Genomic DNA, 26,060 nt, shown 5'->3' on the forward strand with positions numbered 1-26,060 from the left:
GTCCCGGTGTGAAGAAGACCTCGATCCGCCTCGCCGACGGCCGTGAGCTCGTGTACTACGACTCCCACGGAGCCACCGGGCGCGAGGCGGTGGACCGGCGTCCCATCGAGGCCGTCGCCACCTCCTCGGAGATCCGCCACGACCCGCTGCTCGACGAGTGGGTGGCCGTCACCGCGCACCGCCAGTCACGTACGTACCACCCGCCACAGGATGAGTGCCCACTCTGCCCGTCCAGGAACGGCCGTCTGACGGAGATTCCGGCGGACGACTACGAGGTGGCCGTCTTCGAGAACCGCTTCCCCTCCCTGGCGGGCCCGCCGGGCCCCGGGCGGGCGGCCGACCCCGGCGGCCTCCTGGTGCGCGCCCCGGGCGCCGGGCGGTGCGAGGTGGTGTGCTTCACCGCCGACCACGACGCCTCCTTCGCCGACCTGGACGAGGAGCGCGCCGCCCTGGTCCTGGCCGCCTGGACGGACCGCACCGCCGAACTGTCCGCGCTGCCCGGCGTCCGGCAGGTGTACTGCTTCGAGAACCGCGGCCGGGAGATCGGCGTCACCCTCGGCCATCCGCACGGCCAGATCTACGCCTATCCCTTCACCACCCCGCACACCGGGCGGACGCTGCGCTCGGCCGCCGCCCACCGGGAGCGCACCGGCGGCAACCTCTTCGACGACGTCGTCGCCGCCGAGCGCTCCGACGGGCGGCGCACGGTGCTGGAGACCGCGCACTGGACGGCCTTCGTGCCGCACGCCGCGCGCTGGCCGTACGAGGTGCACCTGTACCCCGTGCGGCGGGTGCCGGACCTGACGGAGCTGGACGACGCCGCCCGCGCCGAGTTCCCCGGCGTCTACCTGGAGCTGCTGCGGCGCTTCGACCGGGTCTTCGGGCCGGACGAGCCGCCCACCCCGTACATCTCCGGCTGGCACCAGGCACCCACCGCCCCCGACGGGCAGGGGCCTTCGGACACCGTCCCGCAGGGACCTTCGGACACCGCCCCGGAGGGGCCTTCGGACTGGGCCGACCGGGCGGACTTCGCGCTGCACCTGGAGCTTTTCACCATCCGCCGCACGTCCGGAAAGCTGAAGTACCTGGCGGGCTCGGAGTCCGGCATGGGGGTTTTCGTCAACGACGTGCCGCCGGAGCGGGCGGCCGAACGACTGCGAGAGGTGGCGAGCCGGTGAGCGGCACATACCTGGTGACGGGCGGCGCGGGATACGTCGGGAGCGTCGTGGCGGCGCACCTGCTGGAGGCGGGACACCGGGTGACCGTCCTGGACGACCTGTCCACCGGCTTCCGGGAAGGGGTGCCCGAGGGCGCGGAGTTCGTCGAGGGCCGGATCCAGGACGCGGACAGGTGGCTCGACCGCTCCTACGACGCGGTGCTGCACTTCGCGGCCAGCTCCCAGGTCGGCGAGTCCGTCGTCCACCCCGAGAAGTACTGGCACAACAACGTCGGCGGCACCCTGGCGCTGCTGGACGCGATGCGCGCCGCACACGTGCGCACCCTGGTGTTCTCCTCCACGGCCGCCGTCTACGGCGAGCCCGCACAGGTGCCGATCCGCGAGGACTCCCCCACCGCCCCGACGAACCCCTACGGTGCCGCCAAGCTGGCCGTCGACCACATGATCGCGGGCGAGTGCGCGGCCCACGGCCTGGCCGCCGTCTCGCTGCGCTACTTCAACGTGGCGGGCGCGCACCGCGGCGGGCGCGGCGTGCTGGGCGAGCGGCACGACCCCGAGTCGCACCTCATCCCGCTGGTGCTCCAGGTGGCCCTGGGCGAGCGGGGGAGCGTCTCGGTCTACGGCGACGACTACCCCACGCCCGACGGCACCTGCGTGCGCGACTACATCCACGTCGCCGATCTGGCCGAGGCCCACCTGCTGGCCCTGGACGCGGCCCGGCCCGGCGAGCATCTGGTGTGCAACCTCGGCAACGGCAGCGGCTTCTCCGTCCGCGAGGTGATCCGCACCGTCCGCGAGGTCACCGGCCACCCCGTCCCCGAGACGCCGGCGCCGCGCCGCGCCGGCGACCCGGCGGTCCTGGTGGCCGCGGCGGACCGGGCCCGGGAACTGCTGGGCTGGCGGCCGTCCCGCACCGAACTGCGGGACATCGTCGCCGACGCCTGGGCCTTCGCCCGGGGCAGGGTCCTGGATCCGGCGGGGGACACGGCGGGGCACACGGCGCGGGACACGGCGGACGGGGGGAGCGCCGGATGAGCGGCGGACCGGAGACGGACCCGGACCGGTACCCGGCGGCCGTGCGGCGCGCGGCCGACGGCTTCCGCGCGGTCCACGGCGGCGACCCGGAGGGGGTGTGGGCCGCACCGGGCCGGGCCAACCTGATCGGTGAGCACACCGACTACAACGACGGCTCCGTGATGCCGTTCGCCCTGCCGCACACCACCGTCGTCGCGGCGGCCCGCCGTGACGACGGCGTGCTGCGCCTGCACTCGGCCGACACCTCCGGCGGGACGGTGCGGCTGGCGCCGGGCGAGCTCGCCCCCGGCACCGGCGGCTGGGCCGCGTACCCGGCCGGTGTGGTGTGGGCGCTGCGCGAGGCGGGCCTGCTGCCCGGCACCGGAGAGGGCGGCGGGGCCGGCGGGGACGGCGGTGCCGGTGCGGACCTGTACGTCACCAGCGACGTGCCCACCGGCGCGGGCCTGTCCTCCTCGGCCGCCCTGGAGGTCGCCACGGCCCTGGCGCTGAACGACCTGTACGGCCTGGGCCTGCCCGCCGAGCGGATCGCCGCGCTGTGCCGGCGGGCCGAGAACGACTACGTCGGCGTCCCCTGCGGGATCATGGACCAGATGGCGTCGGCCTGCTGCACCGCCGGCCACGTCCTCCACCTGGACACCCGGGACCTGTCGCACCGGCAGGTCCCGTTCGACCTCCCGGCGGCGGGGCTGCGGCTGCTGGTGGTGGACACCCGGGTCAAGCACGCGCTGGCCGACGGCGAGTACGCCCGCCGCCGGGCGGGCTGCGAGACGGCCGCGCGGGCCCTGGGGGTGCGGGCGCTGCGCGACGTGCCGCCCGGCGAGCTGGCGGCGGCGCTGGCCGCCCTGCCCGATCCGGCCCTGCGGCCCCTGGTGCGCCATGTGGTCACCGAGGACGAACGGGTGCGGGAGGCCGCCGCCCTGCTGGACACGGGCGCGATCCGGGCCGTCGGCCCGGTGCTGACGGCCGGACACGCCTCGCTGCGCGACGACTACGCCGTCTCCTGTCCGGAACTGGACCTGGTGGTGGAGACGGCGAACGCGGCGGGCGCGCTGGGCGCCCGGATGACCGGCGGCGGCTTCGGCGGCTCGGCGGTCGTCCTGGTGGAGGCGGCCGGGGCGGAGGAGATCGGACGGGCCGTCACCGACGCCTTCGCCGCGGCCGGTCACCGGGCCCCGCGGCTGTTCGGGGCGGTGCCCTCGGCGGGGGCCCGCCGGCTGGACGGGTGATGACCCCGCGGTCCGCCGGCCCCGCGGGGCCCGTCCCGGACGGTGCGGCGGACGGGGCGGCGGACGGTGCGGTGATCACGGCGGGGCGGAAACGATCGCATCGGATGTCCGGATGAACACCAGTGGCGCCCGTGGGACCGGCCGGAGCCGCGGCGGCGGCCGGTTTTCCACAACCCCCTTCTCCCGTCGCGCCCCGGCCGTACGCTGAGGGACGGCGTCGGTGGGGGCCGATGCCGCTTCAGGGGGCGAGGCGGACCGGATGCGGCGTCCGGCGCGGGGTACCAGCAGAGCATGGCGGCGGCCGTGCGGAGGTGTTGGTTCCGCACCGGGCGCCCTGCCCGGACACGGGCGAGTCCTTGAGGACGTATGGGCGACAGGGGGTGTGTGCGTGCAACGTATCCGGGTGCTCGTGGTGGACGACCACCGCATATTCGCCGAGTCACTCGCCGCCGCGCTCGCGGTGGAGCAGGACGTGGAGGTGGCCGCGGCGGGCAGCAGCCCGGCGGCGCTGCGCGCCGTGGAGCGGGCGGCCGCCGACGGCCGTCGCTTCGACGTCCTGCTGATAGACGCCGATCTGGGCGGGGCCTCCCCGCCGGCGGAGGCACTCCCCGCGGAGCCGGACGCGCCGGCCGCGATCGGCGGGATCCCCCTGGTCTCCCGGCTCCGCACCGCGCACCCCGGGACCCGCACCGTCGTGCTCGCCGAGCGCGACGACCCGTGCCGCGCGGCGGCCGCCCTCCAGGCGGGGGCGTCGGGCTGGGTCGCCAAGGACAGCTCGCTCTCCCGGCTGCTCCAGGTGGTTCGGGGCGTACTGCGCGGCGAGACGCACCTGCCGCCCGCGCTGCTGACCGGAGTGCTGCGCGAGCTGACCGCGGCCCGCCGCAACCGCACCGAGAGCGAGCGGCTGGTCGAGTCGCTGACCCCGCGCGAGCACGAGGTGCTGCGCTGCATGGTGGCCGGGCTGGGCCGCAAGGCCGTCGCCGAACGGCTCTACCTGTCCCCGCACACGGTCCGCACCCATATGCAGAACGTCCTGGGCAAGCTGGGGGTGCACTCCACCCTGGCCGCGGTCGCGCTGGCCCGGCGGGCGGGGGTCGGCCCGGTGGATCTGGAGCACGCCCCGACCTGAGCCCGGCACCCGGGGCCCGGCCCGCGCGTGATCCGGGCTTCGGGCGCCGTCAGCCGGGGACGTTGTCGAACGGGGCGGTCAGGCAGCGCAGCAGCCCGGCGAGCTCCCCGCGCTGGGCCGCCGTCAGCTCGGCCAGGATGGCCCGCTCGTGCGCCAGCAGCCCGGCCAGTGCCCGGTCCGCCCGGTCGCGTCCGGCGTCCGTCAGCCGGACCAGGACGCCGCGCCGGTCGCTGGGGTCGGGCAGCCGCTCCACCAGGCCCTTCTTCGCCAGCCGGTCGATGCGGTTGGTCATGGTCCCGGAGGTGACCAGGGTCTGGGTCAGCAACTGGCCGGGGGAGAGCTGGTACGGGGCGCCGGCGCGGCGCAGTGCGGTCAGCACGTCGAACTCCCAGGGCTCCAGCCCGTGCTCGGCGAACGCGACGCGGCGCGCCCGGTCGAGATGGCGCGCCAGCCTGCTGACCCGGCTGAGCACCTCCAGGGGTTCCACGTCGAGATCGGGGCGCTCGCGGCGCCATGCTGCCACCAGTCGGTCGACCTCGTCCTGCATGTGCCCAGTGTAGTAGTTCTGTCGATATGAAGTCTCTTGGCGTCAAGATAAAGCTCGGGGGAGACTTCCCCCATGGACCGCAAGGACGCCTCCGCCGACCACGCCCCCGGAACCGGCGCTCACGACTGGGACCCGGAACAGTACCGCTACCACGCCGGCCCCCGGCTCCGCCCGCTGTACGACCTGCTGGCCCGCGTCCCCGAGCTGCCCTCGCCGCGGCCCCGCATCGCCGATCTGGGCTGCGGGCCCGGCGGCCCGACGGTGCTGCTCGCGGAGCGCTGGCCGGCCGCGTCGATCACCGGCTACGACCTCTCCGAGGCCATGCTCTCCGAGGCCCGTGCCTACGCCGGTCCCCTCCCCGGCGGCGGGCACCTGGACTTCGTCCACGCCGACCTCGCCGACTGGCGCCCCGGGCACCCGCACGACCTGATCATCTCCAACGCCGCCCTGCACTGGGTTCTCCCTGCCGAAGGCAAGGGACGGGTTCTCCCTGCCGAAGGTGCCGAAGGCAAGGCCGTCGCCGAGCGGCACGCCGAACTCCTCCACCGCTGGGTCGCCGCCCTGAACCCCGGCGGCTTCCTCGCCTTCCAGATCCCCGGCAACTTCACCGCCCCCAGCCACACCCTCCTCGCCGGACTGCGCACCTCCCCGCGCTGGCGCGACCGGCTGGGGGAGGACGGCACCCGCGTCCCCGTGGCCGAGCCGGCCGAGTACGCCGCCCTGCTGGCCGGCCTCGGCTGCGAGACGGACGTGTGGGAGACGACCTACGTGCACGTCCTCACCGGCGAGGACCCGGTACTGGAGTGGACCAGGGGCACGGCCCTGCGCCCGGTGCTCACCGCCCTCGACGGCGACCCCGCCGCCCGGGACGCCTTCCTGACCGAGTACCGCGACCTGCTGCGCGAGGCGTACCCGCCGGGCCCGCACGGCACCCTCTTCCCGTTCCGCCGGATCTTCGCCGTCGCCCGCCGGCCCGGCTGACCACGCGCGGGAGGGCTCAGGGAAGGGCGTCCGCGGAGGCGCGCACGGTGTGCCGCAGCCGGGCGGCGTCCCGGCTGGGCGGCACCCCGAACTGGCGGCGGTACTCCCGGCTGAACTGCGACGGGTTGTCGTAGCCGACGCGCCGACCGACCCCGGTGACATCGCCCGGGCGGGTGGCGAGCAGCAGCCGGGCCTCCTGCAGCCGGATCTGCTTCTGGAACTGGACGGGACTCATCGCGGTGACGGCCTGGAAGTTGCGGTAGAAGGCCGAGACGCTCATACCGGACATGCGGGCCACGTCCTCGACCCGGAAGGCCTGCGCGTAGTGCTCGCGGATCCAGCGCACGGCCCGGGAGACATGGCTGAGGCTGCTGTCGGCGAGGCCGAACTGACGGACCGCCGCACCCTGCTCACCGGTGATCAGCCGCCACAGGATCTCGCGCTTGACCAGCGGGGCCAGCACGGCCCGGTCCCGGGGCTCGTCGAGCAGCCGCAGCAGCCGGACCACCGCGTCGAGCAGCGCGGCCGGGGCGTCGCTGACGGCGATCCCCGACGGGGCGTTCCCACCGGCCCGGGGGGTGTCCCCGGGGCCGGCCCGCAGCAGCAGCTCGGCGACGGCCGACGGCTCCAGGACGAGACCGAAACCCAGTGCCGGCCTTTCGGGATCGGCCCGGGTGAACTCCCCGGTGACCGGTAGGTCCACGGACGCGACCAGGTACTGCCCGGGCCCGTACTCGTACACCCGGTCGCCCAGGGCGAGCCGTTTGGCGCCCTGGGCGATCACTGCCAGCACCGTGCCGGACATCGAGAACGCCGGCGGATCCGACCGGTCGACCTTCGAGATGAGGACGCCGTCGACGGCGGTGGTCCAGTCGGGCCGCGCATGCCGGGCCAGCAGGGTGCGGAGCTCTTCGAGGCACATGCGCCCATTGCAGCACCGCTGTGCGCCGCGGCTCCCGGATTCGGGAGGATCGTGCAGGCGCAAGCGAGTATCTGTCTAACGTTTCCGCAGGTCAGGGCGGTTGGATGGAATCACTCCAGTCCATCACCGCGAAAGCAGGCGCCGATGATCGCCCACCACGGATTCAACGTCACCCTGACCGCCCGGCCCGGAGCGGGCGGCCGGCTGGTCGACCTGCTGCTGACCGCCCTGGCCGAGGGCGGCCCCGCCGCGAGCGAGCACTGCGTCGTCTACCTCGTCTCCCGCTCCGCGTCCGACCCCGACACCGTCCACGTCACCGAGGGCTGGACCAGCGAGGAGGACCACCGGCGGGTCTTCGCGGGCGAGGCCGCCCGGGCCGTCGTGACGCGGGCCGGGGAACTGCTGGCCGGGGAGCCCGAGTACACCGACTACGTGCCGGTCCGCGGCAAGGCCGCCTTCTGACCCGCCGGCCCGGGCCCCGCCGCACCGGCGTCCGCCGGGCGGCCCCTCTTCCCCCGGCCTCCCGGCACCGTCCGGAACCACCCCGCGAAAGGCAGTGACCATGCCCACGAAAAGCCCCGGCCTGGACCCCGAACTGCGCACACTGCTGGCCGACATGCCCCTGATGTCCCGGCTCGATCCGGAAACGCTCGCGCAACTGCGCCAGATCCCCTCGACACCCGTCGAGACCCTCCTCGCACACCGGCGGGTCGACCGGCGCGAGGTCACCGTGCCCGCCGGGGACGGCACCCCGATCCCCCTGTCGGTCCTCGCCCCCGCGAACCCCGGCCGCACCACGGCCGCCCCCTGCGTCTACTGGATGCACGGCGGCGGGATGGTCATGGGCGACCGCTTCTCGCAGCTCGACATCCCGCTGGAGTGGCTCGACGAGTTCGGCGCGGTCGTGGTCTCCGTGGACTACCGGCTCGCACCGGAGGCCACCGGCACCACCCTCGTCGACGACTGTCACCAGGGACTGCTCTGGACCGTCGAGCACGCCGCCGAACTGGGCATCGACCCCGCCCGGATCGTCGTCGCGGGCATCAGCGCGGGCGGCGGCCTCGCCGCCGGTCTCACCCTGCTGGCCCGTGACCTGGGCACTCCGGAGATCGCCGCGCAGCTGCTGATCTGCCCCATGCTCGACCACCGCAACACCAGCACCTCCAGCCGCCAGCACTCCGGCGAACCCGGCGTGTGGACCGGTGAGATGAACGCCTTCGGCTGGCAGGCCGTCCTCGGCGGCCTCGCCGGCGACGAGATACCCGCGTACGTCTCACCCGCGCTGGCGGACGACCTCTCGGGCCTGCCGACGACCTACCTCGACACCGGCTCCGCCGAGGTCTTCCGCGACGAGGGCACCGACTACGCCACCCGCCTCTGGGCGGCCGGCGGCCAGGCCGAGCTGCACGTCTGGGCGGGCGGCTGCCACGGGTTCGACGCGCTGTACCCGCAGGCGCGGATCTCGGCCACGGCCCGCCGCACCCGCACCGACTGGCTCGCCCGAATCCTGCGCCCGCACTCCGCCGCATGACGCCGTCCACCTACCCGCACACCCGCACACCCGACCACCCGACCACTCCCAGGAGGAACCCCATGAAGGTCGCCGTCGTCACGGGCGCCAGCTCCGGCATCGGACAGAGTGCCGCCATCGAGATCGCCAGGCGCGGCACCGGCGTCATCCTGACCTACGGAGGCAACCCGCGAGGAGGGCGGGAGACGGCCGCCGCCATCCGGAAGGCGGGCGGCACGGCCGTCGCGCTGCCCCTGGACCTCGGTGAGACCGGCACCTTCCCGGCCTTCCGGGACGCGGTGGCCGCCGCGCTGCGCGACACCTGGCAGCGCGACACCTTCGACTACCTGGTCAACAACGCCGGTTTCGCGCGGACGTCACTGATCGAGGACACGACCGAGGAGACGTTCGACGGGCTCATGCGGGTCCTGCTCAAGGGGCCGTACTTCCTGACGCAGCGGCTGCTGCCGCTGATGGCGGACGGCGGGGCCGTCGTCAACACCAGCAGCAGCTCGGCGGCGGTGACGACGGGCGTGGAGCCCGGCTACTCCGCCTACGCGTCGGCGAAGGGCGGTCTGGACGTGCTGACCCGCTACATGGCGAAGGAGTTCAGCCCGCGGGGCATCCGCGTCAACGCCGTCTCGCCGGGTTCGACCCGCACCAGGATCGGCGACGACGCCTTCACCCGGTTCCCCGAGGTCGTTCCGGCCCTCGCCGCGAAGACCGCGCTCGGCCGGGTCGGCGAGCCCGGCGACATCGGCGAGATGATCGCCGTACTCGTCTCGGACGAGAGCCGCTGGGTCACCGCCCAGAACATCGTGGTGTCGGGCGGCTACGGCCTCTGACGTGGCCGCCCGCCGACCGCGGCCCGTCGGCCCGGCCCGGACTCCGGGCCGGGCCGACGTCGGCCCCGGTGCTGGCAGAGTCGCGTATCAAACCGTCGCGTACTCCCCGCCTCGGCTCGGCTTCCTGTGACTTTCCGTGACTGCCGCATCCCTTGGAGCGGGGAACTCGCGACACTCGAACACGCGGCTCTGCCGGTCTCAGCCCCCGTACGCCACTTCAGCGGAGGCGACCGCCCCGGCCGGTTGCAGTTGGGTCGAGGGCTGGTGCGATGCCGTTGAGCTGCCCGTTTCCAGCCCCGTCGCATCGAACTGTGTATGCGGTTCTCCCGTACAGGGCTCTCCGGCATCCTTCGCCGTCGGCGTTCGGAGAGTCCGCCGGGGCCGGAAGAGCCCGGGCGCGATGACAGCTCCGTTGAAGTTGATCGGCCCATGCCGACTGGCGTCCTGATGCGCCACCCGCATGCGGACGGACAGGGACGGAAGCCCGCTGAACAGCCATTCTCCCCCTTCCGATGACATCCGCACACCGTGCGCCGGCCCGGTTCCGTTTGACATGCATAGCAAGCTATGTATTAATCGACGGCACAGAAGCCACCCGGAGGTCGATCATGACGATGAAGCCCGAAGACCCCGCCGGCCCGCCGGTCCGGCGGCTGCCACGGGAGGAGTCACTGGGATACCAGGTCAACCACCTCGCGCGGCTTCTGGAGCGGGCCCTGCGGCTGCGCATCGAGGAGTACGGAGTCGTTCCCGGGCAGTTCGCCCCGCTGCTCGCGCTGTACGAGCAGGAGGGGTTCACCCAGCGGGAGCTGTGCGAGCGCGTCCAGATCGAGCAGCCGACCATGGCCAACACCCTGCAGAGGATGGAGCGCGACGGACTGATCCACCGCGTTCCCGATCCGCACGACAGACGCCAGGCGAAGGTGCTGCTGAGCGACCGGGCCCGCGAACTCCGTGAGCCCCTGATCGCCGCCGCCCGCGACGTCAACAGCCTTGCGACCCGCGGTCTGGACGCGGCGGAGGTCGCGCAACTGCTGAGCTTGATCGCGCGGTCCATCGAGAATCTGGCATCCGCCGGGCGCTCCTGAACCCAAGACCTGAACCCGGGAAGGGAAAGTCCATGAAGACCCGAGTGCACGCTGTTGCCGGGGTTCTGGCCCTGGCGCTGATCAGTCTCTTCTTCACGGCGTCGGCCGTGGTCGAGATCTTCGGCGACGATGCCGCTGTACGGGCCGTCAAGACCGCGGTGGTCTTCGCGCTGTTCGTCCTGGTGCCGTGCATGGCGATCACCGGCGCCACCGGTCGGAGCCTGGGCGCGCCGCGCCGCCGTGCTCCCCTGATCCGCCGCAAACAGCGGCGTATGGCGGCCGCCGCGGCGATCGGGCTGCTGGTCCTCGTCCCGTGCGCCATAACCCTGCGGATCTTCGCCGACGACGGCCGCTTCGACACGACGTTCGCGGTCGTCCAGGCCGTCGAATTCCTCGGCGGCGCCGTCAACATCACGCTCCTGGGGCTCAGCGCACGCGACGGCAGGCTTCTCACCGCGGCCGCCCGGCGACGCAAACGGCAGGCCGCGACCGTCGCAGTGCAGCCGTAGTCCACACAGCCGTACCGGATCCGGGGCAACGTCAACTGCTCGGCCGCTACAGCTTCACCGCCTCGCCCCAGCCGCCGGCGTCCTGTGCCCGCTTCGGGACCCTGATGTGCCGGAGCCGGACGAGACCGGTCGGGAGTGGTCGGGGCCGTCGCCGCCTGCGTCTCCGCAGGCCGTCGCCCGGTCGCTCAGAGGAGGGCGCCGCCGGAGACCTCGACTCGCTGGGCGGTGACCCAGCGCAGGCCCTCGGAGGCCAGCGTGGCGATGGCGTCGCCGATCTCCTCGGGTTCGCCGACGCGGCCGAGCGCGGTCTGTCCGGCCAGAACCCGGCGCATCTCGGCGTCGTCCCGCATCGCTCCACCGTTGAAATCGGTGGCGGTCGGCCCCGGGGCGACGGAGTTGACCCGGATGCCGCGCGGGCCGAGTTCTGCGGCGAGGGTGCGGCTCAGGGCTTCGACGGCGGCCTTCGAGGCGGAGTAGACCGAGGTGGCGGGGCTGGTGTGGCGGGTCAGCGACGTCGAGACGTTGATGACGCGGCCGCCCTGGGCCAGCAGCGGCACAAGTGACTGGATGAGGAAGAACGTGCCCCGGACGTTGGTGCCCAGCACCGTGTCGAAGTCGTCGATCGTGACGTCCTCCAGCGGTCCGAAGATCCCCACTCCCGCGTTGTTGACCAGGATGTCGAGCCGCGAGGCACCCCAGCGCTCCAGCTGCTCGCCCAGTTCGGAGGTGAAGGACGCGAAAGAGGAGACGTCGCTGATGTCGAGCCGGAGAACAGCGGCGGTCCCACCCACCGCCCGCACCTGTTCCACCGTCTCCTCGGCCCCGGCCGCGTCACCGCGGTGGGTGACGAGGACCCGCACCCCGCGTGTGGCCAGAGCGATGGCCGCGCTGCGTCCGAGGCCGCGGTTCGCACCGGTCACCAAAGCGGTCTTGTCGATCGTCATGAGCTGTTCCTCCACCGCGCGGCTACCGGAACTCGCCCGGGCGCCACAGATAGGATGCGAGTCACTCGACTCGCCTTACTCGCGTACCGTAAGCGGGGCCATCAAGGCGAGTCAAGTGACTCGCCTCGGGTCTGCGGCATACTGTCCGCATGGCAGCAGAGCTCTCCGCACACCACCGCAGACTCGCTCAGCAGAAACGCGAGGCGATCACCACCGCGGCCACAGAACTGTTCCTGGAGCGCGGCTACGACGGCACCTCACTGGCGCGGATCGCCGAAGCGGCCGGGGTCTCGAAGTCCACCCTGTTCAAGCAATTCCCCACCAAGGCGGCCCTCTTCGAGGCCATCGTCACCGAGTCCTGGCAGCGTGACGCCGGCGACGCCGCCGCGCGGCCGCGGACCGGAGACCTGCGCTCCGGACTGACGGCCATCGGCCACCGCTATGCCGACCTGGTCGGCCGGCCCGGCATGGCGGCCCTGTTCCGGATCGTCATCGCCGAACTGCCCCGTTTCCCCGAACTGGGACGGATGCAGTTCGAGCTCGGCAAACTGCCCTACTTCACCTCCGTCCAGCACTACCTGGAAGCCGAGCACGAGGCGGGCAACGCCGATGTCCCGGACGCCGTGAGCGCCGCGAACCAGTTCCTCGGCATGATCGCCAACTACGTCCTGTGGCCCCGCATGCTGCTGACCGACTGGAACCCCGCAGCCGCCGACATCCACGACGCCGTCGAACAGGCCGTCCAGACCATGCTCGCCAGATACACCCCGGCCCGCCGGCCCGACCCGAAGCCGGAACGCTGACACCGGCGCGCAGTGCTCAACATCCGCGACGCCCCCACTCGGCGGCGCCTGTCGGTAAACGATCGTTCCCGGCCCGCCCTGGGGCGGACGCCGCGCTGTGCGCCGACCACCGGCGCGTCCGGGCCGGTGGCCGGAGGCCCGCACGGGACGGGCTAGCTCCGCCGGTGCCCTATCAGCCGGGGTTTCTGTTCCAGCCCGTCCAGGCCGTGCCAGGCGAGGTTCACCAGGTGGGCGGCCACCTCGGACTTGTTCGGCCGGCGGGCGTTCAGCCACCACTGGCCCGTCAGCGCCACCATGCCCACCAGGGCCTGGGCGTACAGCGGCGCCAGCTTGGGGTCGAAGCCGCGCGCCTTGAACTCCAGGCCCAGGATGTCCTCCACCTGGGTGGCGATGTCGCTGATCAGGGAGGCGAAGGTGCCCGTGGACTGGGCGACGGGCGAGTCCCGCACCAGGATGCGGAAGCCGTCGGTGTACTGCTCGATGTAGTCCAGCAGCGCGAACGCCGCCTGCTCCAGGAGCTCACGCGGGTGGCCGCCGGTCAGCGCGCCGGTCACCATGTCCAGCAGCCGGCTCATCTCCCGGTCGACCACCACCGCGTACAGCCCCTCCTTGCCGCCGAAGTGCTCGTACACCACCGGCTTGGAGACCCCGGCCTTGGCCGCGATCTCCTCCACCGAGGTGCCCTCGAAGCCGCGTTCGGCGAAGAGCGCGCGACCGATGTCCAGCAGTTGCTCGCGGCGCTCCTTCCCCGTCATCCGGCGGCGCCTGCGCCGGGTCGGGTCCGGGGCCCTGGCCCTGTCCTTGGTACTGCCGTCGTCGGTCGCCACACCCCCATCATGCCGCCTCGGCGGCCTCCGGCCTCCGGCGGGCGTCGATCCGCTTCTGCGACGGCCAGCGCACGTCGTACGCCCAGCCCGCCTTCTCGAACCAGCGGATCAGCCGCGCGCTGGAGTCGACCTGCCCCTTGAGCACCCCGTGCCGGGCGCAGGTGGGGTCGGCGTGGTGCAGGTTGTGCCAGGACTCGCCGCAGGACAGCACGGCCAGCCACCACACGTTGCCGGAGCGGTCCCGTGACTTGAACGGGCGCCTGCCGACCGCGTGGCAGATGGAGTTGATCGACCAGGTGACGTGGTGCAGCAGCGCCACCCGCACCAGGGAGCCCCAGAAGAACGCGGTCAGCGCGCCCTGCCAGGACATCGTGACCAGACCGCCGACCACCGCGGGGAAGAGCAGCGAGACGGCCGTCCACAGCACGAACTGGCGGGAGATGCGGCGGATCACCGGGTCCTTGATCAGATCCGGGGCGTACTTGTGCTGAGGTGTCTGCTCCTCGTCGAACATCCACCCCATGTGGGCCCACCACAGGCCCTTGAGCAGGGCGGGGACGGTCTCGCCGTACCGCCACGGGGAGTGCGGGTCGCCCTCGGCGTCGGAGTACTTGTGGTGCTTGCGGTGGTCGGCGACCCACCGCACCAGCGGGCCCTCCACCGCCAGCGAGCCGGCGACGGCCAGGGCGACGCGCAGCGGCTTCTTCGCCTTGAAGGCGCCGTGCGTGAAGTAGCGGTGGAAGCCGATGGTGATGCCGTGGCAGCCCAGGAAGTACATGCCCACCAGGAGCCCGAGGTCCAGCCAGCTCACCCCCCAGCCCCAGGCCAGGGGGATCGCGGCCAGCAGGGCGAGGAAGGGCACGACGATGAAGAGCAGCAGGGTGATCTGCTCGACGGAGCGGCGCCTGTCGCCGCCGAGCGTGGCGGAGGGGAGCGGGGACTCCTCCTGCGGCCGGTTCCACGGGGGGACTTCGGTGGTGTCGTTGTGCACGTCCGGACTAATGCTCATGAAGAAACTCTCGATTGAATCCGGGGGACGGGGGTCTCTTACTTACGGTGCCGTAACCTACGGCATCGTAAGTATGGCAGTCCTGAACACAGGGACAAGGGGGCCGCATGGTGGACGTGGCTGATCCACGGAAACCGGCGCGGCCTATCCTGGTGGTCGTCGGACAACGCGGTCCGTGACCTGCCAGAAGCATCGCCGCAAGGAGCCGCACCTGTGAGCAGTGCCGACACCTCCTCGACCCCCGGTGGCACGAACCCTGTAACCGGCGGGGAGGTACCCACACCGGGTCTTCCGGGTACCCCGGAGCACCCGACGGAATCCGGCAATCCCGATAACAGTCCCAAGACCGGCACCGGCGCCGGTGCCGACACCAGCAGTGCCCTGCGGGCCGACATCCGCCGGCTGGGCGACCTGCTCGGCGAGACCCTGGTCCGCCAGGAGAGCGCCGAACTGCTGGAACTCGTCGAACGCGTACGCGCCCTGACCAGGACCGACGGCGAGGCCGCCGCGGCCCTGCTCAGCCGGACCGACCTGGAGACGGCCACCAAGCTGGTACGGGCCTTCTCCACCTACTTCCACCTGGCCAACACCACCGAGCAGGTCCACCGCGGCCGCGAACTGCGCGCCCGGCGCGCGGCCGAGGGCGGGAACTTCGCCCGCACCGCCGACATGCTCAAGGAGGCCGACCCCGCCCACTTGCGGGAGGCCGTCCGCAACCTGGGGGTGCGGCCGGTCTTCACCGCCCACCCCACCGAGGCCGCCCGCCGGTCGATGCTCACCAAGCTCCGCACGATCGCCGGGCTGCTGGAGAACACCGACCCCGACGAGCGGCGCCGCACCGACCTGCGGCTCGCCGAGAACATCGACCTCATCTGGCAGACCGACGAGCTGCGCGTGGCCCGTCCCGAGCCCGCCGACGAGGCCCGCAACGCCGTCTACTACCTCGACGAACTGCACACCGGGGCCGTCGGCGACGTCCTGGAGGACCTGGAGGCCGAGCTGGAGAGGGTCGGGGCCCCGCTCCCGCCCGGCACCCGCCCGCTGACCTTCGGCACCTGGATCGGCGGCGACCGCGACGGCAACCCCAACGTCACCCCCGCCGTGACCTGGGAGGTGCTGCTGCTCCAGCACGAGCACGGCATCAACGACGCCCTGGCGCACATCGACGAGCTGCGCGCCGCGCTGTCCAACTCCATCCGCAACAGCGGCGCCACCGGGGAACTGCTGGCCTCCCTCCGCGGAGACCTCGACCTCCTCCCCGAGATCAGCCCCCGCTACAAGCGCCTCAACGCCGAGGAGCCCTACCGGCTCAAGATCACCTGCATCCGGCAGAAGCTGCTCAACACCCGCAGGCGGCTGGCCGAGGACACCCCGCACGTCCCCGGCCGCGACTACCTGGGCACCGGTGAGCTGATCGAGGACCTCGCCCTCGTCCAGACCTCCCTGCGCGAGCACCGCGCCGGACTGGTGGCCGACGGCCAGTTGGAGCGGGTGCTGCGGACCCTGGCCGCCTTCGGCCTCCAGCTCGCCACCATGGACGTGCGCGAGCACGCCGACGCCCACCACCACGCCCTCGGCCAGCTCTTCGACCGGCTCGGCGAGGAGTCCTGGCGGTACGCCGACATGCCGCGCGACTACCGGCGGCGGCTGCTGGCCAAGGAGCTGCGCTCGCGCCGCCCGCTGGCCCCCCAGCCCGCCCCGCTGGACGCGGCCGGGGAGAAGACCTTCGGCGTCTTCACCACCGTCCGCAAGGCGCTGGACACCTTCGGGCCCGAGGTCATCGAGTCCTACATCATCTCCATGTGCCAGGGCGCCGACGACGTCCTGGCCGTCGCCGTGCTGGCCCGTGAGGCCGGACTGGTCGACCTGCACGCCGGCTGGGCGCGCATCGGCGTCGTGCCGCTGCTGGAGACCACCGACGAGCTGCGCATCGCCGACGAGCTGCTCGACCAGATGCTTTCCGACCCCTCCTACCGGAAGCTGGTCGCCCTGCGCGGCGACGTCCAGGAGGTCATGCTCGGCTACTCCGACTCCTCCAAGTTCGGCGGCATCACCACCTCCCAGTGGGAGATCCACCGGGCCCAGCGGCGGCTGCGCGACGTCGCCCACCGGCACGGGGTGCGGCTGCGGCTGTTCCACGGCCGGGGCGGCACCGTCGGCCGCGGCGGCGGCCCCACCCACGACGCGATCCTCGCCCAGCCCTGGGGCACCCTGGAGGGCGAGATCAAGGTCACCGAGCAGGGCGAGGTCATCTCCGACAAGTACCTCGTCCCCTCCCTGGCCCGGGAGAACCTGGAGCAGACGGTGGCCGCCACCCTCCAGGCGTCCGCCCTGCACACCGCGCCCCGCCAGTCGGACGAGGCGCTGGCCCGCTGGGACGCGGCGATGGACGTGGTCTCCGAGGCCGCCCACGGCGTCTACCGGAGGCTGGTGGACGACCCGGACCTGCCCGCGTACTTCTTCGCCTCCACCCCGGTGGACCAGCTCGCCGACCTCCACCTGGGCTCCCGCCCGTCGCGGCGCCCGGACTCCGGCGCCGGCCTGGACGGGCTGCGGGCCATCCCCTGGGTGTTCGGCTGGACGCAGTCGCGGCAGATCGTGCCCGGCTGGTTCGGGGTCGGCTCGGGCCTGAAGGCGGCCCGCGACGCCGGGCTCGACGGCGTGCTGGACGAGGCGTACGGACGCTGGCACTTCTTCCGCAACTTCCTGTCCAACGTCGAGATGACGCTGGCCAAGACCGATCTGCGGATCGCCCGGCACTACGTGGAGACCCTGGTGCCGGCCGAGCTGCGGCACATCTTCGCCACCATCGAGGCCGAGCACGAGCTGACGGTGCGGGAGGTGCTGCGGATCACCGGCGAGCGGGAGTTGCTGGACGCCCAGCCGGTGCTGAAGCAGACCTTCGCCATCCGCGACGCCTACCTGGACCCGATCTCCTACCTCCAGGTGACGCTCCTGGCCCGGCAGCGCGAGGCCGCCGAGCGCGGTGAGGAGCCGGACCCGATGCTGAGCCGCGCGCTGCTGCTGACGGTCAACGGTGTCGCGGCGGGCCTGCGCAACACCGGCTGACGCGGCCCCGGCGCCGCCCTGACGCCGCGCCGCCCCGGTGGCGGACGGACACGGGCGAAGGGCCCCTCTCCCGGCCGGGAGAGGGGCCCTTCGCGCTGTGCGGTACCGCGGATGGCCGCGCGGTGCCGTGCGGCACCGACGTGCCGGGGATCAGGCCTCGTGGACGCCCTTGCGGCGGCGCACCACCAGGTAGGAGCCCGCGCCCAGCAGCGCGGCGGCGGCCGCGGCGAGCGCGGCGACCGGGGCGGAGGAGCCGGTGTCGGCCAGGTTGCCGCCGCCGTTGGGGACCTCGCCGGTCGTGCCCTCGGTGCTCTCGCCGGTGGTGGTCTCGCCGGTGGTGCCTTCGGTGCTCTCGCCGGTGGTGGTCTCGCCCGTGGTGCCTTCGGTGCTCTCGCCGGTGGTGGTCTCGCCCGTGGTGCCTTCGGTCGTCTCGCCGGTGGTGGTCTCGCCGGTGGTGCCTTCGGTCGTCTCGCCGGTGGTGGTCTCGCCGGTGGTGCCTTCGGTCGTCTCGCCCGTGGTGCCTTCGGTCGTCTCGCCGGTGGTTCCGCCGTCGGTCCCGCCCGTCTCGGTGGCGGGGCAGGTGTGGGACAGGTTGAACTTCTTCAGGTTCCCGCCCTTCACCTCGGCCTCGATGGCGGTGAGCTTCGCACCGGGCTCGGAGGCCACGTAGGCGTGCTTGTCGGACGGCGGCCCGAAGTCGGTGATCGTCTGCGTGCCACCGGGCTCGAAGGTGACCGTCAGTTCGACGAACGTGGCCTTGTTGCCGGGCAGGACGAAGTGCCAGCCGTCCTTGTCATCCGGGACGGTGGGGCAGTCGTCCTCCTGCGGCGCCGCGCCGTCGTCCTCGGTGGCGGTGCGGGGCAGCGGCTGGCGCAGTTCCGGGGAGTAGGTGTCCGTCGCGAACGCGGGAGCGGCCGGGGCCAGCAGCAGTGCGGCCGCCGCGGAGACCGCAGCGGTACGCGTCCAGGTGAGAGTACGCATAGATGAGCTACCACCTTCGGTGGCGGAGGTGTCAGGGACGCGTGGGGGGTGAGGTGGCCGTAGCCTGCTTCCGTCCCGCCATGCCGGTCAAGCGCGATACGTCCCATCCGTGCGGTTGTGCCACACCTGCACCAGAAAGCGGAGTATAACAATCAGATTAACGGTGCAGGTCGTGGTCCCGGACCCGGCCCGGGCCGGGAAGGCCGTCCCGGGCCGGAAAGCCGCCGCGCGGGCCCGCTCACAGCACCGCGAACGCGGCCCCGACCAGTGCCAGACCCAGCAGCCCCGACGCCCAGGCCGTACGCCGCATGTGCAGACCGCCCGCGATCACCAGCGAGGCCAGCAGCAGCGCGCCCGCGAACGGCAGCCACGCGTGCAGGATGCCGGGAAGGCCGGTGCGCAGCACCTCGCCCGTGCCCGGCCACAGGACGACCGGCAGCGCCTCCCCGCGGTCGTGGGAGACCAGCGCGTCGAGGACCACCTCGGGACGCTCGCCCGCGCCGCCGCCGTCCGCGGGGGTGAACAGGCCCGTGCACGTCCAGCCGTCGCACTCGTCGACCGTCATCATGCCGCGCACCCCGCCCCGGTCGGCCACCACGCGGCGCATGGCGTCCAGGGACGTCCAGGCCCCGGCCATCAGCAGCGCGGCCGCCACCGCGCCCATCAGCCACGCCTGCACCAGAAGCAGCAGGCCGTACACGCTCTCGCCGACCCGGCGCACCGGGCCGCGCCGGGACATGCGGCGGGACATGCGGCGGGAGGAGGAGCGGGAGGAGGCAGGTGACCCAGATGACCCAGACGACATGGCCGGATCCTTGGCCATGGCGATACGGAAGGTCAACCTCCGTGGGTCCTATGCCCTGTCCGCGGCCTCTCGGCCGGTACTCAGGAGTTGTAGGTGTTCTGCGCCCGTTCCAGACCGTCCAGCACGAGGCACTCCACGGCGTCGGCGGCCCGGTCCACGAGGTAGTCCAGCTCCTTGCGTTCCGCGGCGGAGAAGTCCTTCAGCACGAAGTCGGCCACCTGCATCCGCCCCGGCGGCCGGCCGATGCCGAACCGGACCCGGTGGTAGTCGGGGCCGAGCGCCTTCGACAGGGACTTCAGCCCGTTGTGGCCGTTGTCCCCGCCGCCCCGCTTCAGCCGCAGCGCCCCGTAGTCGAGGTCCAGCTCGTCGTGGACGACGACCAGCCGCTCCGGCGGCACCTTGTAGAAGTCGCGCAGCGCGGTCACCGGGCCACCGGAGAGGTTCATGAACGACATCGGCTTCGCCAGCACCACCCGGCGGCCCCCGGCACCCGGCGCGCCCAGCCGGCCCTCCAGCACCTGCGCCCGCGACCGGTGCGCCCTGAACCTGCCGCCCATCCGCCCGGCGAGCAGGTCGGCGACCATGAACCCCGCGTTGTGCCGGTTCGCCGCGTACTCCGGACCGGGGTTGCCCAGGCCCACCACGAGCCAGGGGGCGTCGGCGTCACTCATCGTCGTCCCTCTCTGCGGGTCCCGCGGCTCCCGCGGCGGATCGTCACGGCGGCCGCCGCCCCGCGCCCAGGGCGCGAGGCGGCGGAGGAAACGCGGACCGCGGGTCACTCCGCGGTGAGCTCGCCCTCGGCCTCGCCCGCGGTGGGCTCCTCGGCCTGCGCGGACAGGATGTTGAGGACCACGGTCTCCCCGTCCACCGCCAGGGAGGAGCCCTTGGGCAGCGGGATGTCCTTGGCCAGGACCGAGTCGCCCGCGGCCAGGCCCTGAATGGAGACGGTGACCTCCTCCGGGATGTGGGTGGCCTCGGCCTCGACCGGCAGCGTGCTCAGCACGTGCTCCAGCAGGTGCGAGCCCGGGGCCAGCTCGCCCTCGGTGTGGACCGGGATCTCGACGGTGACCTTCTCGCCCTTCTCCACCACCAGCAGGTCCACGTGGACCAGGAAGCCGCGGATGGCCTCGCGCTGGACGGCCTTGGGGATCACCAGCTCCTGGCGGCCCTCGATGTCGAGCGTGATCAGCACGTTCGAGTTCTTCATGGCCATCATCAGGTCGTAGCCGGGAAGGGCCACGTGCACCGGGTCGCCGCCGTGCCCGTAGATCACACCGGGCACCTTGTCCTCGCGGCGGAGCCGGCGGGCGGCCCCCTTGCCGAACTCCTTGCGGATCTCGGCGGAAATCTTCACGTCGGCCATGACGCACTCCTCGTCTCTCAAGTCGGTTGGTGGCGGATGCCTGAGCTACTCGGCCACGACAGACCTGCTGCGAAGAGCGCGTCGATAACGGACGACCGTGCCGGGCTACGGCACGGCTCCCTCGCCGAGCAACTCCACGAGTCTACCGCCCTCCGTGCCCCGGGTCCGACCGGGGCACGGGATGCGGGGTAGCGGGAGGCGGTGGACGGAAGGCGGGGTGGGAAGGCGGGGTGTGGGGGCGGACGCCGCGGACGGGTGCGCGGTGTCCGCCCCCGCGGCTCACGCCTGCTCGTCGAAGAGGCTCGTCACCGAGCCGTCCTCGAACACCTCGCGCGCCGCGCGGGCGATCGTCTGCGCCATCGACAGCACCGTGATCTTGTCCACGTCCACCTCGCTCGGCGTCGGCAGGGTGTCGGTGAAGATGAACTCGCTCACCTGCGAGTTCTTCAGCCGGTCCGCCGCCGGACCCGACAGCACACCGTGGGTGGCCGCCACGATGACGTCCTCGGCGCCGTTGGCGAACAGCGCGTCCGCCGCCGCGCAGATCGTGCCGCCGGTGTCCACCATGTCGTCCACCAGCACGCACACCCGGCCCCGGACGTCACCGACGACCTCGTGGACGGTCACCTGGTTGGCCACGTCCGGGTCGCGGCGCTTGTGCACGATCGCCAGCGGCGCGCCCAGCCGGTCGCACCAGCGGTCCGCGACCCGCACCCGGCCCGCGTCCGGCGAGACCACTGTCAGCTTCGCCCGGTCCACCTTGCCGCCCACGTAGTCCGCCAGCACCGGCAGCGCGAACAGGTGGTCCACCGGCCCGTCGAAGAAGCCCTGGATCTGGTCGGTGTGCAGGTCCACCGTCAGGATCCGGTCCGCGCCCGCCGTGGCCAGCAGATCCGCCACCAGCCGCGCCGAGATCGGCTCCCGGCCGCGGTGCTTCTTGTCCTGCCGCGCGTAGCCGTAGAACGGCACGATCACGGTGATGCTCCGGGCCGAGGCCCGCTTCAGCGCATCCACCATGATCAGCTGTTCCATGATCCACTTGTTGATCGGTGCGGTGTGGCTCTGCATCAGGAAGCAGTCCGCGCCGCGCGCCGACTCCTGGAAGCGGACATAGATCTCGCCGTTGGCGAAGTCGAACGCCCTGGTCGGCACCACGCCGACACCGAGATGCCCCGCGACCTCCTCCGCCAGCGTGGGGTGCGCGCGGCCCGAGAAGAACATCAGTTTCCTCAGGCCGGTCGTCTTGATCCCGGTCACAGCACAGTCTCCTTGCCCAGCATCGATTCGTCGCAGCGCACCACGGCGTGCGCCTCTCACGGTACGCCCTGCCCGCGGCGCGCCCGTCGGCTCACCCACCGGTCACTGTCCGGCGGGCCGTTCCTCGCCGCCCTGCTCACGCGCCTGCTCGGCCGCCCGCGCGGCGGCGCTGCCGGGACGCTTCCGGGCCACCCAGCCCTCGATGTTCCGCTGCTGGCCGCGGGCCACGGCCAGCGAACCGGGCGGCACGTCCTTGGTGATCACGGAACCCGCGGCGGTGTAGGCACCGTCCCCGACCGTGACCGGGGCCACGAACATGTTGTCCGAGCCCGTCCGGCAGTGCGAGCCGATCGTGGTGTGGTGCTTGTTCTGCCCGTCGTAGTTCACGAAGACGCTGGCCGCACCGATGTTCGTGTACGCGCCGATCGTCGCGTCCCCCACATACGACAGATGCGGCACCTTCGTGCCCTCTCCGACCTCGGCGTTCTTCATCTCCACATACGTGCCGGCCTTCGCCTTCGGCCCCAGCCTCGTACCGGGCCGCAGATACGCGTACGGACCCACCGACGCGCCCGCGCCGACCTGGGCGGCCTCGGCCACCGCGTTGACCACCACCGCGCCCTCACCGACCCGGGTGTCCGCCAGCCGGCAGTTCGGCCCCACCTCGCAGCCCGCGCCCAGATGCGTGGCGCCCAGCAGCTGCGTACCCGGGTGCACCACCGCGTCCGGCTCGTACGTCACCGTCACGTCCACCCACACCGACGCCGGGTCCACCACCGTCACCCCGGCCAGCATCGCCCGGTGCAGCAGCCGCTCGTTCAGCAGCCGGCGCGCCTCGGCCAGCTGCACCCGGTTGTTGATGCCGACGATCTCCCGGTGGTCGGCCGCCACGTGCGCCCCCACCCGGTGCCCGTCCGCGCGCAGGATCCCCAGCACGTCGGTCAGGTACTCCTCGCCCTGGCTGTTGTCGGTGCGCACCCGTCCCAGCGCCTCGGCCAGCAGCCGTCCGTCGAACGCGAACACCCCCGAGTTGATCTCCCGGACCGCCCGCTGCTCCTCGGTCGCGTCCTTGTGCTCCACGATCGCCGTCACCGCGCCGGCCTCGTCCCGCACGATCCGCCCGTAGCCGGTGGCGTCCGGCACCTCGGCCGACAGCACCGTCACCGCGTTGCCCTCGCCCTCGTGCGCGGCGGCCAGCCGGCCCAGCGTCTCTCCGGTCAGCAGCGGCGTGTCACCGCAGGTGACCACCACCGTCCCGGCCGGCTCCACCCCGTCGGCCGCCAGCGCCTCAAGCGCCATCCGCACCGCGTGCCCGGTGCCGAGCTGCTCGGCCTGCACGGCCGTGCGCACCCCGGCGTCCAGCTCCGCCAGATGTCCCACGACCTGCTCACGCGCGTGGCCGACCACCACCACCAGCTCCTCCGGCGCCAGCTCCCGGGCGGCCGCGACCACATGGCCGACGAGCGACCGCCCGCAGATGTCGTGCAGGACCTTGGGCCTCGCGGACTTCATACGGGTGCCCTCACCCGCTGCGAGAACGACGACGGCTGCCGGGCGGATGGCGCTCACGGGTGTGCCCTTCGGCTGTGGGACGGATGCGGAACAGGAGGCGGGACAGGCCCCGGACGGATCCCGGGACCACCTCCGGGACGACCCCCGCGCCCCTGGCGGACGGCGCCGGTACCGGAGGTGGACGGCGGCGGAACCGCGTGGAAAGGGGCGGTGTCCCTCCGCAGGATACCGGGGGGACCCGCCTATTCCGCCGGTGCCCCCTGGCCCGGTACCGCCGGGCCGCCCGGCTCCTCCGGACCGGAACCGGCGTCCGCGCCGCTCCCGTCCAGGCCCTCCAGACCACGCCCGGTCAGCGTCGCCAGACTGGCCCGCACATGCGCCATGTGCTGCCGCACCGCCTCCCGGCGCTGGTCGTGGGTGCGCACCACCCGCTCCGTCTCCCGCTCGATGCGCTCCCGGCGCAGCCGCGCCTGCGCCAGCAGCTCATCGGCCCGCTCCCGGGCCTCCTCGGTCAGCAGCCGCGCCGTGTCCTCGGCGGCACCGCGCTCCCGCCTGGCCCGCGACAGCAGCTCGTCGCCGTGCTCCACCAGGCCCGTGACCCGCGCCGTCACCTCCGCCTCCCGCGCGGCCAGCGCCCGGTCCAGCTCCGCCGTCTCCTCCGCCTGCTTCCGCTCCTGGGCCAGCCGCAGCGCCTCGCACCGCTCGACCGCCTCCCGCAGCACCCGCTCGGCCGCCACCCGCAGCTCGGTGGCCTCCGTCCGCGCGGTCCGCAGCAGATCCTCCGCCTGCCGGCGGGCCTCGCCCAGCAGCGCCTCCGCCGTCGCGTCGCCGCCGGCCCGCACCCGGGCCGACGCCTCCCGCGCCGACTCCCGCAGCGCCCGGCTCTCCTCCTCCGCCCGGACCAGCACCTCACGCGCCTCGGTGTCCGCACGGGACCGCAGCTCCCCGGCCTCGGCCTCCACCTCGGCCAGTATCAGCCGCGCCCGCTCACCCAGCGCCTCGTAGGTCTGGACGGGCAGCGACTCGGCCTCCGACCGCAGCCGCGCCGCCTCCTCCTCCAGCTCCCCGACCCGCCCGCCCAGCCGGGCCAGCCGCTCCCGGGCCTCCTCCAGGTCCGCGTGCAGCCCGGAGGCGTGGCGGTCGACCTGATCGGGCCGGTAACCGCGGCGTACGACGACGAAACCATGAGGTGACCTGGACGCAGACATGGCGAACCCCTACCTCCACGCGATCCGGCGAACGACCCATCCAGGATGCGCCATGAAACCCGTCACGCATCAACCGACACAAACCGTAAGAAAACTGTCGGGAGTGCGCCGCACCGCAACGCGCCCCCCGGGCACACCGGCCCCGGCACCCGACGGCGCCGGGGCCGGTGCGGGGACCGGCTACAGCAGCCCGTCCCACATCTGCTCGAGCAGCACCGACCACCAGTTCTCCGGGCCCGCCGGCGCCGCCGGGTCCAGGCACGCCAGCATCGCCTGGAAGTCCACCGTCCAGCGCCCCGCCTGCTCCGGCGTCAGCCCGTACCGCAGCCGCCACATCCGGCCCAGCAGCGCCAGACAGCGCACGAACTCCGGCAGCCCGCTGTTCACGAACTGCGGCACCGCCGGCTGCCCGCCCGGACCGCCCTCCAGCGGCACCGCCACGATGTGCGCCGTCCCGTACTGCACGCACAACTGCCGCCCGAAGTCGTTGCCCATCACCAGATACGAACCCGCGTCCGCCGCCGGAACCACCCCGCGCTCCTGCGCCAGCTCCGCCAGTGTCGGCACCGGACGGCCCGGCTGCGCCTGCGCCCAGAAGAACGGACCGAAGTCCACCGGCAGCCCCGCCCACATCAGCGTCTGCGCCACCACCTCCGGCACACCCTGCCGGGAGACCGCCCGCTGGTCGAAACGGAACACCGCCTGCGGACCGAACGCCTCCGCCAGCTCCTGCGCCACCCCCTGCGGCGGAACCGGTGGCGCGGGCCGCACCTGCGGCAGCGGCACCCGCACCGGAGCCGGCCGCGCCGGGCCGTCCGCCACCTGGTGCAACTCGCCCTGGTGCTCGACCAGATGCCGCACCCCCCGCTGCCGCGACGCCACGTCCCGGCCGTACGGCGCGGTGTGACTGATCCGCACCTGCGGCCAGCTCTCCCGCACCATCCGGGCACAGTAACCACCGGGCGCGTCACAGCACTCCAGCTCCGTGTGCAGCTCCAGCACCTGCTGCGGCGCGATACCCATCGCCCGCAGCTCGTACAGGATCTGCCACTCCGGATGCGGAGTGCCCGGCGCCGACCGGCGGATCAACTGCTGCTCCGAACCGTCCGGCGCGCGATAGCGCAGCACCGCCATGTAACCGGGACCCACCGTCGGCACACCGGCGGGCGGCTGCGGATAGCCGTACGACGGCACGCCGGGAGCACCGGGGGCGCCCACCGGGGCACCCGGGGCACCGGGCGGCGGGCCGGGAGGGCCGGGGGGCCCGGGGGGTCGGGGCGCCGCGGACGGTGGTCCGCCCGGTCCGCCCGCCG

At 73.1% G+C, this 26,060-nt stretch carries 25 protein-coding genes; 12 read left to right on the forward strand and 13 right to left on the reverse strand.

The features are described from left to right. The first annotated feature begins 8 nt into the window (after positions 1-8). The 4 genes from galT (at position 9) to CUT44_RS11690 (ending at position 4,567) form a co-directional block, all read left to right on the forward strand. Positions 9-1,178 carry a galactose-1-phosphate uridylyltransferase gene (gene galT / locus CUT44_RS11675; protein WP_100201861.1) on the forward strand — a complete coding sequence of 390 codons (1,170 nt, stop codon included), beginning with the start codon at positions 9-11 and terminating at the stop codon, positions 1,176-1,178. Further along, entirely contained in the window at positions 1,175-2,212 is a 1,038-nt protein-coding gene (gene galE, locus CUT44_RS11680; RefSeq protein WP_100201862.1) for a UDP-glucose 4-epimerase GalE, read from the forward strand. The genes galT and galE overlap by 4 nt, the downstream gene beginning before the upstream one ends. Then, complete coding sequence (gene galK, locus CUT44_RS11685; RefSeq protein WP_100201863.1) at positions 2,209-3,438, forward strand: galactokinase; 1,230 nt, start codon at positions 2,209-2,211, stop codon at positions 3,436-3,438. Before galE ends, galK begins: the two co-directional genes overlap by 4 nt. Before the next feature lie 388 nt (positions 3,439-3,826). Then, complete coding sequence (locus tag CUT44_RS11690; protein ID WP_199185677.1) at positions 3,827-4,567, forward strand: response regulator transcription factor; 741 nt, start codon at positions 3,827-3,829, stop codon at positions 4,565-4,567. Positions 4,568-4,616: 49 nt separating this feature from the next. Here the strand turns inward: CUT44_RS11690 and CUT44_RS11695 are convergent, their stop codons facing one another. Continuing rightward, a complete protein-coding gene (locus CUT44_RS11695) occupies positions 4,617-5,114 on the reverse strand; it encodes a MarR family winged helix-turn-helix transcriptional regulator (RefSeq protein WP_100201865.1) in 498 nt (165 codons plus the stop codon). 72 nt (positions 5,115-5,186) lie between these two features. Here CUT44_RS11695 and CUT44_RS11700 point away from each other — a divergent pair, with 72 nt between their 5' ends. Beyond that, the gene (locus tag CUT44_RS11700) at positions 5,187-6,095 is read left to right on the forward strand and encodes a methyltransferase domain-containing protein (RefSeq protein ID WP_100201866.1); all 909 of its coding nucleotides are present in this window, start codon (positions 5,187-5,189) and stop codon (positions 6,093-6,095) included. A gap of 16 nt (positions 6,096-6,111) precedes the next feature. Here the strand turns inward: CUT44_RS11700 and CUT44_RS11705 are convergent, their stop codons facing one another. Further along, a complete protein-coding gene (locus CUT44_RS11705; RefSeq protein ID WP_100201867.1) occupies positions 6,112-7,017 on the reverse strand; it encodes an AraC family transcriptional regulator in 906 nt (301 codons plus the stop codon). A gap of 144 nt (positions 7,018-7,161) precedes the next feature. Between CUT44_RS11705 and CUT44_RS11710 the strand changes: the two genes are divergently transcribed. The 5 genes from CUT44_RS11710 (at position 7,162) to CUT44_RS11730 (ending at position 10,969) form a co-directional block, all read left to right on the forward strand. Further along, positions 7,162-7,479, forward strand: coding sequence for a putative quinol monooxygenase (locus CUT44_RS11710; RefSeq protein ID WP_100201868.1), 318 nt, complete (start codon positions 7,162-7,164; stop codon positions 7,477-7,479). 100 nt (positions 7,480-7,579) lie between these two features. Next, the gene (locus CUT44_RS11715; RefSeq protein ID WP_100201912.1) at positions 7,580-8,548 is read left to right on the forward strand and encodes an alpha/beta hydrolase; all 969 of its coding nucleotides are present in this window, start codon (positions 7,580-7,582) and stop codon (positions 8,546-8,548) included. Beyond that, positions 8,545-9,372 (forward strand): SDR family NAD(P)-dependent oxidoreductase, encoded by an 828-nt coding sequence (locus CUT44_RS11720; protein WP_233221348.1) that lies wholly within the window; start codon positions 8,545-8,547, stop codon positions 9,370-9,372. Before CUT44_RS11715 ends, CUT44_RS11720 begins: the two co-directional genes overlap by 4 nt. 608 nt (positions 9,373-9,980) lie before the next feature. After that, the gene (locus CUT44_RS11725) at positions 9,981-10,460 is read left to right on the forward strand and encodes a MarR family winged helix-turn-helix transcriptional regulator (protein WP_233221349.1); all 480 of its coding nucleotides are present in this window, start codon (positions 9,981-9,983) and stop codon (positions 10,458-10,460) included. Between the two features lie 32 nt (positions 10,461-10,492). After that, positions 10,493-10,969, forward strand: a complete 477-nt coding sequence (locus tag CUT44_RS11730; protein ID WP_100201870.1) for a hypothetical protein — start codon at positions 10,493-10,495, stop codon at positions 10,967-10,969. A gap of 185 nt (positions 10,970-11,154) precedes the next feature. Here the strand turns inward: CUT44_RS11730 and CUT44_RS11735 are convergent, their stop codons facing one another. Next, on the reverse strand, positions 11,155-11,913 hold the full coding sequence (locus tag CUT44_RS11735; protein WP_100201871.1) for an SDR family NAD(P)-dependent oxidoreductase: 759 nt from the start codon (positions 11,911-11,913) through the stop codon (positions 11,155-11,157). 149 nt (positions 11,914-12,062) lie between these two features. Between CUT44_RS11735 and CUT44_RS11740 the strand changes: the two genes are divergently transcribed. Continuing rightward, positions 12,063-12,716, forward strand: coding sequence for a TetR/AcrR family transcriptional regulator (locus CUT44_RS11740; protein WP_100201872.1), 654 nt, complete (start codon positions 12,063-12,065; stop codon positions 12,714-12,716). Positions 12,717-12,868: 152 nt separating this feature from the next. On the opposite strand, the gene CUT44_RS11745 is transcribed toward CUT44_RS11740, so the two are convergent. Together CUT44_RS11745 and CUT44_RS11750 are read right to left on the reverse strand one after the other, a co-directional pair. Further along, positions 12,869-13,543 carry a TetR/AcrR family transcriptional regulator gene (locus CUT44_RS11745; protein WP_100201873.1) on the reverse strand — a complete coding sequence of 225 codons (675 nt, stop codon included), beginning with the start codon at positions 13,541-13,543 and terminating at the stop codon, positions 12,869-12,871. Between the two features lie 7 nt (positions 13,544-13,550). Further along, positions 13,551-14,552, reverse strand: coding sequence for an acyl-CoA desaturase (locus tag CUT44_RS11750; protein WP_100201874.1), 1,002 nt, complete (start codon positions 14,550-14,552; stop codon positions 13,551-13,553). 213 nt (positions 14,553-14,765) lie between these two features. Between CUT44_RS11750 and ppc the strand changes: the two genes are divergently transcribed. Then, a complete protein-coding gene (gene ppc / locus CUT44_RS11755; RefSeq protein WP_100201875.1) occupies positions 14,766-17,621 on the forward strand; it encodes a phosphoenolpyruvate carboxylase in 2,856 nt (951 codons plus the stop codon). A gap of 150 nt (positions 17,622-17,771) precedes the next feature. Here the strand turns inward: ppc and CUT44_RS11760 are convergent, their stop codons facing one another. The 8 genes from CUT44_RS11760 to CUT44_RS11800 all read right to left on the reverse strand — a co-directional run. After that, entirely contained in the window at positions 17,772-18,602 is an 831-nt protein-coding gene (locus CUT44_RS11760; protein WP_100201876.1) for an LPXTG cell wall anchor domain-containing protein, read from the reverse strand. Positions 18,603-18,840: 238 nt separating this feature from the next. Further along, complete coding sequence (locus tag CUT44_RS11765; RefSeq protein WP_100201877.1) at positions 18,841-19,353, reverse strand: hypothetical protein; 513 nt, start codon at positions 19,351-19,353, stop codon at positions 18,841-18,843. Between the two features lie 134 nt (positions 19,354-19,487). After that, a complete protein-coding gene (pth, locus tag CUT44_RS11770) occupies positions 19,488-20,078 on the reverse strand; it encodes an aminoacyl-tRNA hydrolase (RefSeq protein ID WP_100201878.1) in 591 nt (196 codons plus the stop codon). A 104-nt stretch (positions 20,079-20,182) separates the two neighbouring features. Continuing rightward, complete coding sequence (locus CUT44_RS11775; RefSeq protein WP_100201879.1) at positions 20,183-20,770, reverse strand: 50S ribosomal protein L25/general stress protein Ctc; 588 nt, start codon at positions 20,768-20,770, stop codon at positions 20,183-20,185. A 279-nt stretch (positions 20,771-21,049) separates the two neighbouring features. Beyond that, positions 21,050-22,027, reverse strand: a complete 978-nt coding sequence (locus CUT44_RS11780; protein ID WP_100201880.1) for a ribose-phosphate diphosphokinase — start codon at positions 22,025-22,027, stop codon at positions 21,050-21,052. Positions 22,028-22,129: 102 nt separating this feature from the next. After that, complete coding sequence (gene glmU, locus CUT44_RS11785) at positions 22,130-23,596, reverse strand: bifunctional UDP-N-acetylglucosamine diphosphorylase/glucosamine-1-phosphate N-acetyltransferase GlmU (RefSeq protein WP_100201881.1); 1,467 nt, start codon at positions 23,594-23,596, stop codon at positions 22,130-22,132. A gap of 185 nt (positions 23,597-23,781) precedes the next feature. Beyond that, a complete protein-coding gene (locus tag CUT44_RS11790; protein ID WP_158239599.1) occupies positions 23,782-24,747 on the reverse strand; it encodes a coiled-coil domain-containing protein in 966 nt (321 codons plus the stop codon). Positions 24,748-24,927: 180 nt separating this feature from the next. Further along, on the reverse strand, positions 24,928-26,060 hold a 1,133-nt coding region (locus CUT44_RS11800), incomplete at its 5' end, for an SUKH-4 family immunity protein (protein ID WP_199185678.1).

The organism is Streptomyces carminius, assembly GCF_002794255.1.
GTDB lineage: Bacteria > Actinomycetota > Actinomycetes > Streptomycetales > Streptomycetaceae > Streptomyces > Streptomyces carminius.